Consider the following 7,514-nt stretch of genomic DNA (forward strand, 5'->3'; position numbering starts at 1 on the left):
AAAGGCTTCGCCTTTTTGGAACTCCCCGCATAGCGGGGAGTTTTCAGTCTTAAAAAAAAACGCCTTGTGACTCATCACAAGGCGTCGCCGTCATCCGGCGTCCCGGGACGGATTCAAACCTCCGCCGGCAGCATGGCGTGCAAGACCGTCCAGGCCCCTGTATGTCCTCTCCCGTGACAGAAGCTCCTCTCCGGCACGTATGTCCAAAAGGCCCAAAACGACCGTCCCTCATGACGCCCGGGGCGGGGAAAGGCATCCCCCGCCCTGCCGGACTGCGGCGGCACAGCACATGACCGTCCGCATGAATTTTCCCCTCTCTTCCCGAGCGCTTCGTCAACCAATGCTCCGGCGTCACGCTGCGGAAGCGTTTACCACGCCGGGAAGGACGGTACCGATCCGTCCTTCCCGCGCCGTTCATCCGCGCAGGCCCGACATTTTTTTTCTCATGCCGGACAGACGTTCCAGCGCCTCCTCAAGGGTATCCTTTCTCTTGGCAAAGTGCAGACGGATGTACCTGTTTTCCGGTTCCCTGAAAAAGCTGGACCCGGGGACGGCGCCCACGCCCACATGTTCGGCAAGCTTCTCGCAGAAGGTGACGTCGCTCTCAAAGCCGAACTCCGATATGTCCAGCAGAACGTAATATGCCCCTTCGGGATCGGTATGCGGAATCTTGAGATCATCGAGTCCCTTCATGAAGAGGTTTTTCTTCTCCGTATACAAGGCGGCAAGGTCTCGATAGTAGTCGTCCCCGAAACGCAGTCCCGTCACGGCAGCCTCCTGCAGAGGGGAGGCCGCACCGACGGTAAGGAAATCATGCACCTTTCTGGCATGATCCACCACTTCGGGAGAAGCAATGATGTATCCCAGACGCCAGCCCGTGATGGAGTAGGTCTTGGACAGCGAGCTGCAGGAAATGGTGCGCTCGGCCATTCCGGGCAGCGAGGCCATATAGACATGCCTGTGAGGGGCATAGACGATATGCTCATAGACCTCGTCCGTGATCACATAGGCGTCGTACTTGCGTGCAAGACCGGCTATGATCTCCAGTTCCTCGCGGGTAAAGACCTTCCCGCACGGGTTGGAAGGGTTGCACAGAATAACGGCCTTGGGACGCTGCCGGAATGCGTCTTCGAGCTTTTCGGGATCAAAACGGAACAGAGGGGGCTCCAGAGCCACATAGATGGGCTCAGCTCCGGAAAGAACGGCATCCGCCCCGTAGTTCTCATAGAAGGGGGAAAAGACCACGACCTTGTCGCCGGGATTGGTCACCGTCAGCATGGCGGCCATCATGGCTTCGGTACTTCCGCAGGTGACCACAATCTCGGTATCGGGATCAATGGGACGCCCCATGAAGCGCGACTGCTTGGCGGCAAGAGCTTCACGGAAATTCTGCGCTCCCCATGTGACCGAGTACTGATGCGGGCCCTGTGCGGCCACTTCGGCCAGACGGTCAAGGATGGGCTTCGGCGGATCGAAATCCGGGAACCCCTGAGAAAGATTGATGGCTCCGAATTCCATGGACACACGGGTCATGCGACGGATCACGGAATCCGTAAAACCGGTCGTTCTGTGGGAAAGATTCTGCATGAGGCACCTCAGGCCAGATAGGATTTATGGTCGTTCAGAATGTGACGCTCATCCAGCGCATCCTTGAGGCGGCGCTGCACGGCGAGTTTTAGCTCGGAAGTATGGGACAGATAATACGGGCGCTTGCTCAGGCCTATGCCGTGCTCCCCGGAAGTGAGCCCTCCCAGACGATAGGCCTCCCCGTAAATCCTCTTCATGCAGGAACCGAGATCCCTGTGCCATTCCTCATCGGAACGTCGACCGCGCATCACGCACAGATGCACGTTGCCGTCCCCGGCATGGCCGAACGCCACCATCCTCACCTTGTCTTCCTTTTCAACCTGATGAACGTAGTCCACAAAGTCAGGGATTTTGTCGATGGGCACCACGATGTCCACGGGTTCCTGTTCAGATATGGCCTCCACAGCCTTCACCAGACAGCCCCGCACGCGCCAGATCTCCGCCGCCCGGGCCGGATCGTTCAGCGCCACGAAGTCCAGAGCGCCATGCCGGAGAACCAGTTCACGCACACGTTCCACGCGGTCTTCGATGTCTTCCCTCCGACCGTCAAAGGTGAGCAGAATGTAGGCTTCTGCCTGAGGACAGGGGTAGCTGATGCCTGTAAAGCGCTCGCCGAGCTCCACCACGCTGCGCTCCACGAATTCCACGGCCGTAGGGTCAAGCCCCGCCTGAAGAATCAGCGGCACGCTCCTGATGCCTTCATGAAGACCGGCAAAGGGAACCAGCGCCGTAAGAGAATATTCCGGACGCCCCACCAGACGCAGGAGGCATCGCGTGATCACGGCCAGCGTTCCTTCCGATCCGATGACAAGCTGTTTCAGGTCCAGCCCGCTGGCATCCTTCACGTTCTTGCTCCCCAGCTCCACGACGTCCCCATTGGCCAGCACCACGGTGAGTCCGCGCACATAGTCACGGGTGACCCCGTACTTCACGGCCCTCATGCCTCCGGCGTTGGTGGAAATGTTGCCGCCCAGCGTAGAGGCCTTTTCTCCCGGGTCCGGAGGATAGAAGAGGCCCATGGACTCGACTCGGGCCTGCAGATCCTGAAGCAGGACGCCGGGTTCCGCCGTCACGGTAAACGTATCGGGATCCACCTCAAGGATGCGGTTCATGCGGGAAAGGTCAAGAATGATTCCTCCGTCAGGTACCGTGGATCCCACGAGATTGGTTCCCGCCCCTCTCGGGGTCACGGGAATCCGCCTCTGCCAGGCCAAGCGCATGACGGCGCTCACCTCTTCCGTGGTCAGAGGATAAACCAGTGCCTGCGCGGTTCCGCGACGGCGGCCCAGCGTATCGGACAAGGCGGCTTCAGGTATGTTCTCCACAATGACGCGGTCACTGTCCCGGATGATGTCGTAAAGTTCACGCATGACACGCTCCTATTTCCAGGCAGGCACGAAGAAGCCGGCAAAGGTGGTGTTGAAAACGTCGATGACGGCCTGAGACTGATAGACTTCCACGATGCGTCGAAAAACAGGGTTGTCGGCCTCGGACGTACGGCTGGCGATGAGACAGGTATAGCTGTCGTCGTCATACTTCGGTTCCTTGAACAGAGCTTCATCAGCCGTAAGACCGCTGTCCAGCGCATAATTTCCGTTGACGGCCGCCAGCGCCACGTCGGGCAGCAGGGAAACTATCAGGTTGGCGTCCACCTCCACGAAATCAAGAGGCACACGGGTGGAGGCGATGTCGGAAAGATCGGGAGAGGCTCCCGCGCCCTCCTTCAGCTTCAGCACTCCGGCCGCTTCAAGCAGCTTCAGGGCGCGGCCTTCATTGGTGGCATCGTTGGGAACGGCCACCTTGTCGCCTGCCCTGAGCTCGTCCACGGACGTGATCTTGCGGGAGTACAGATTCATGGCCACGATGAAGGTATCGCCTATGGAGGTTATCTCATAGCCGTTGTTTTTGATCTCATTCCGAAGAAAGGCATGGTGCTGAAAGGCATTGAGATCAACTTCTCCACTGGCCAGCGCCTGATTGGGCAAAGAGAAGTTGGAAAACTGCACGTATTCCAGCTTCACGCCCTCTTTGGCCATTTCTTCGGCCACGGGAGCCCATATTTCTTCGTAAACGGCGCCGGTAAGACCGATTTTCACCACCTGCTGCGCAAAGGCCGGAACGGCGGAGGCAAAAAGAACAAAAACAAGAGCGGAAGTCTTGATAAGAGCGGAAATATTCATGATGAACCTCAAAAATTAGTGTTTGCTGATGCGGGCCACAAGGCTTCCCAAAAGCTGGATGACCGTCACGATGGCAACAAGAACGATGACCGTGGAATAGATGATGTCCATGCGACTGCGCTGCTGCCCGTAGACATAGGCAAAGTTGCCGAGACCGCCTGCGCCGACGGCTCCGGCCATGGCCGTCAGCCCTATGAGACTGATGAGGGTGATGGTCACGCCACGGGCTATGGAAGGAACGCTCTCCCGAAGATACACCCGGCATATGATGTCGAGCCTGCTGCATCCCATGGCCTGAGCCGCTTCCACGAGACCGGGACTGACCTCGCTCAATGCCGATTCCATCTGCCTCGCCAGAAACGGCACCGTTCCGAAGACGAGGGGAACGATGGAGCCCTGCACACCGATGGCCGTACCGGAAATGAGACGGGTCAGAGGCAGAAGACAAAAAAGCAGGATGATGAACGGAATGGAACGGAAGAGATTTATGGTCTTGTCCAGCACTTCGTAGACCAGACGGTTCTCCATGAGTCCGCCCCGCCTCGTGACGATGAGCATGACGCCGAGCACAAGCCCGAGAACAAAGGATATGCCCCCTGACCAGAACGTCATCTGAAGGGTCTCCACCGTGCTGCGCCAGAGCATGGGCAGCGACTTCATGGTATAGGGGAAAAATTCAATGAGCAGCTCATGCATTGAGAAGAACCTCCACGCCTACATGGATATTTTCAAGATATTCGATGCATCCTCTGATGGATTCCTCCTTTCCCTCGGCAATGACTATCAGCCCCCCCAGGGGATGCCCGTCGATCATTTCGACATTGCCGAAAATAATGTTCAGATCCACGCCGTAAGTACGGGAAAGATAGGAAACCAGCGCGCTGCAGACATTGCGCTCAACATAGCGAAGGCTGAGAATGCACTGCCCCGGCTTCAGTTCCAGAAGCGGCGATTTATCTTTCAGAAGTCGACGGAATCCGGCGAGATGAGAAGTCATCTCCATGAAATTGCGGGTAACGGCCTGCTGCGGATTGGCGAACACGGAAAAAACGTCGCCCTGCTCCACCACGGCTCCGTTCTCCATGACGGCGACGTGATTGCAGATTTCCTTGATGACCTGCATTTCGTGGGTGATGAGGACTATGGTCAGTCCCAGCTTACGGTTCAGTTCGCGCAAAAGCTGGAGTATGGACTGAGTGGTCTGGGGATCAAGCGCGCTGGTGGCTTCGTCGCAGAGCAGCACCTCGGGATCGCTGGCAAGCGCACGGGCAATGGCCACACGCTGTTTCTGCCCGCCGGAAAGCCGGGAAGGATAGTCTCCCTCCCTGCCCGAAAGCCCCACAAGGTCGAGAAGCTCCTTTACCCGCGCGGCAACGGCATCTCTGGAAAGTCCGCGGCCGACAAGAGGAAAGGCGACATTGCCGAAAACCGTGCGTGAACTGAACAGATTGAACTGCTGGAAAATCATGCCGATGCGGCGACGCACGGCGCGCACTTCCCCCTCGCTCAGCTGAGTGAGGTCGGTATCGTCGAACAGTACCCTGCCCGACGTGGGACGTTCCAGAAGATTGATGCAGCGAAGCAATGTTGACTTTCCCGCCCCGGAAAAGCCGATGATGCCGAATATATCGCCGCGTTCAATGGTAAGGTGGACATGTTTGACGGCCTCCACGGGGCCCTGCGCGCCTGCGAACACCTTGCAGACGTCTTCGAGACGAATCATGGAATGCGTTCCTTGCGAAAAAAAGGAAAAACAACCGGAATACCTTCCGGAGAACGCACGAAGACTCCCAGGCGCAGGAAAAAAGGCAGGATTCAGCTAGCGAACAGACATAGACTCCCTGCGCATATGATACGCCTGGGAGCAAAACATTCGTCCGAAACGAAAGTTTCGACGAACAAGCCGTTCGAAAAATATAGCCATAATCTTTACCTCGCGGTATACTTGCCTGACCTTTTATTTTTTGTCAAATAAAAAATAGAGACATATGACAATAAGATATATAAAAGCAACCGCGCACTCTGCAGACCGAAGAGAAGCGTTGGTGCACGGGATCCATGCCTTCCGAGGTCTGTCGGCAGCCGCCATGAACATTTTTCATCAGGCCAGGACCAGTGATCCCCTGTCTCCCAGGGCAAACGATGCTTCAGCATCCCCTGCCTGCAGTCCTGCCCGCGTCCTCAGAAGAAAATCGCAGATACAGGCTATCCGCGGCCGGAGACTCACGTATCGTGAACACGTTGACACGGCAAAAATTTCCAGCCTCTTCCATCCCTCATGGCCCCCAAGAGCCTGCGGCGCATTCCACAGCCCGTGAGAAGGCACCAGCATCCATGAAATCCCTCTCCCCGGCATGACAAGGGCTGGAGGGGAAAAACTCTCCAAAACTTGAAGCATGGTCCCGGCTTTTATATTGACGATTTTTCTTCTTCCCGCTCTTTTACGGACTGTTCCCAAGGGATGAACACCTCATGCAATACCTGCATCTGCCATTGCATCAGCAAGTCAATATCCTGAATCGTGGCCTCCCTGATCTGAATGTCCATTACAACGCCCCTGCCTTCATCACTACCGGCAGCTGGAAAGCATCCTGCCTCGCCGTTAACATTCAGGGGAATTTGCTTCATCTCCACAAAAAACACAGGAGTCATAACGGCGGTCAAATTCTCGGAAAGTTCCTTATAAATGCCGCGCAGCACATCGCCGCCGCTGATAAGCAGCCGCAGAGAGAACGGAATGGACGGCAGATGATTCATATCCGCCAGCAAATACGGAAAGCTGCTGATCATGGTCACCTGGTGACGTTCCACAAAAGCCATGAACGCACGAATATCGGCCTTGTCCTCGTCGACGGGGACAGCCAGAGCCGCACCGTTCAACAGGCTGGCGAACACTTACTCCACAAAGATGTCAAAGGAACAGACCGCGTACTGCAGCATGATATCGCCGGGACCGGGATGAAACTCATCGGCAAGGGCCCGGACATACTGACAGACACTGCGGTTCATGACACATACGCCCTTGGGACGCCCGGTGGTGTGTGACCTGGCAAGGAAGCGGCATGAACAGTGACCTCGGAATCCCCGGCACGGCTGCCGCAAGCACAGCAAAGACTGTGACCACTGTATATGTACTATCTGGACGGAGAGCGCGGGAAAAAGGCGGGAATTACAAGGGCAAGACGAACTTAATCTGCCGATGAAAAAAGACAGGCGGGACAACTGCAAAATCAAAAGAGGAGAAAGCCTGCGGGACTGCATGACCAGCGATTTTTTTTTGAAAGAAGCGGAGGCCTGGAGTGTAGACAGGATATTCCCCCGAAACTGGGCAGCGTGCGCTTTCCCGCGGGCATTCTCCAGAGCTTGCTTTCACTGGTGGGAATGAAGAGAAACAGACCGCCGTCGACATACTTGCGGGACCTCATGTCGGGTTTCAGACGGCGTATAGGGTACAGGCAAAAGCCATGGGCACTGCCCGGCCACCGCTGGACAAAATACCCACATGAATCAAAATATTTTTAATTCCGCGCGGTTATTCATGCAGCTCTCAGAAATGTCACACCATATTTCAACCTGTGGATATCCCCATAACAAGTTTTGACACAGGCTGGCGAATCTGGACTTCGGGAATCGTGCAGGCAATGGTGGCATCAAATGCAGAAACAACACCTCATGCCATGACCAGCTTGCCAGAGTATTGATGCGAATAAAAAATGGAGCCTCACTTCATTGAGGCCATATTTATAT

General features: G+C 56.1%; 6 protein-coding genes. All 6 read right to left on the reverse strand.

From position 1 onward, the window contains the following. Window positions 1–414 precede the first annotated feature (414 nt). Window positions 415–1,587 carry an aminotransferase class I/II-fold pyridoxal phosphate-dependent enzyme gene (locus QZZ60_RS09480; RefSeq protein WP_295640842.1) on the reverse strand — a complete coding sequence of 391 codons (1,173 nt, stop codon included), beginning with the start codon at window positions 1,585–1,587 and terminating at the stop codon, window positions 415–417. An 8-nt stretch (window positions 1,588–1,595) separates the two neighbouring features. Further along, the gene (locus QZZ60_RS09485) at window positions 1,596–2,957 is read right to left on the reverse strand and encodes an FAD-binding oxidoreductase (protein WP_295640844.1); all 1,362 of its coding nucleotides are present in this window, start codon (window positions 2,955–2,957) and stop codon (window positions 1,596–1,598) included. Window positions 2,958–2,966: 9 nt separating this feature from the next. Next, window positions 2,967–3,767: a MetQ/NlpA family ABC transporter substrate-binding protein gene (locus tag QZZ60_RS09490; protein ID WP_295640846.1), complete on the reverse strand. Its 801-nt coding sequence runs from the start codon at window positions 3,765–3,767 to the stop codon at window positions 2,967–2,969. A gap of 15 nt (window positions 3,768–3,782) precedes the next feature. Continuing rightward, window positions 3,783–4,463, reverse strand: coding sequence for a methionine ABC transporter permease (locus QZZ60_RS09495; RefSeq protein ID WP_295640848.1), 681 nt, complete (start codon window positions 4,461–4,463; stop codon window positions 3,783–3,785). Further along, window positions 4,456–5,490, reverse strand: coding sequence for a methionine ABC transporter ATP-binding protein (locus QZZ60_RS09500; RefSeq protein ID WP_295640850.1), 1,035 nt, complete (start codon window positions 5,488–5,490; stop codon window positions 4,456–4,458). Before QZZ60_RS09500 ends, QZZ60_RS09495 begins: the two co-directional genes overlap by 8 nt. A 686-nt stretch (window positions 5,491–6,176) precedes the next feature. Next, complete coding sequence (locus QZZ60_RS09505; RefSeq protein WP_295640852.1) at window positions 6,177–6,662, reverse strand: hypothetical protein; 486 nt, start codon at window positions 6,660–6,662, stop codon at window positions 6,177–6,179. Between the last annotated feature and the right edge of the window lie 852 nt (window positions 6,663–7,514).

Source organism: uncultured Mailhella sp. (assembly GCF_905187505.1).
Taxonomy (GTDB): domain Bacteria; phylum Desulfobacterota; class Desulfovibrionia; order Desulfovibrionales; family Desulfovibrionaceae; genus Mailhella.

Coding starts and splice junctions, on each gene's coding strand:
- QZZ60_RS09480 (WP_295640842.1), bottom strand. CDS start 1,587: ATGCAGAATCTTTCCCACAGAACGACCGGTTTTACGGATTCCGTGATC.
- QZZ60_RS09485 (WP_295640844.1), bottom strand. CDS start 2,957: ATGCGTGAACTTTACGACATCATCCGGGACAGTGACCGCGTCATTGTG.
- QZZ60_RS09490 (WP_295640846.1), bottom strand. CDS start 3,767: ATGAATATTTCCGCTCTTATCAAGACTTCCGCTCTTGTTTTTGTTCTT.
- QZZ60_RS09495 (WP_295640848.1), bottom strand. CDS start 4,463: ATGCATGAGCTGCTCATTGAATTTTTCCCCTATACCATGAAGTCGCTG.
- QZZ60_RS09500 (WP_295640850.1), bottom strand. CDS start 5,490: ATGATTCGTCTCGAAGACGTCTGCAAGGTGTTCGCAGGCGCGCAGGGC.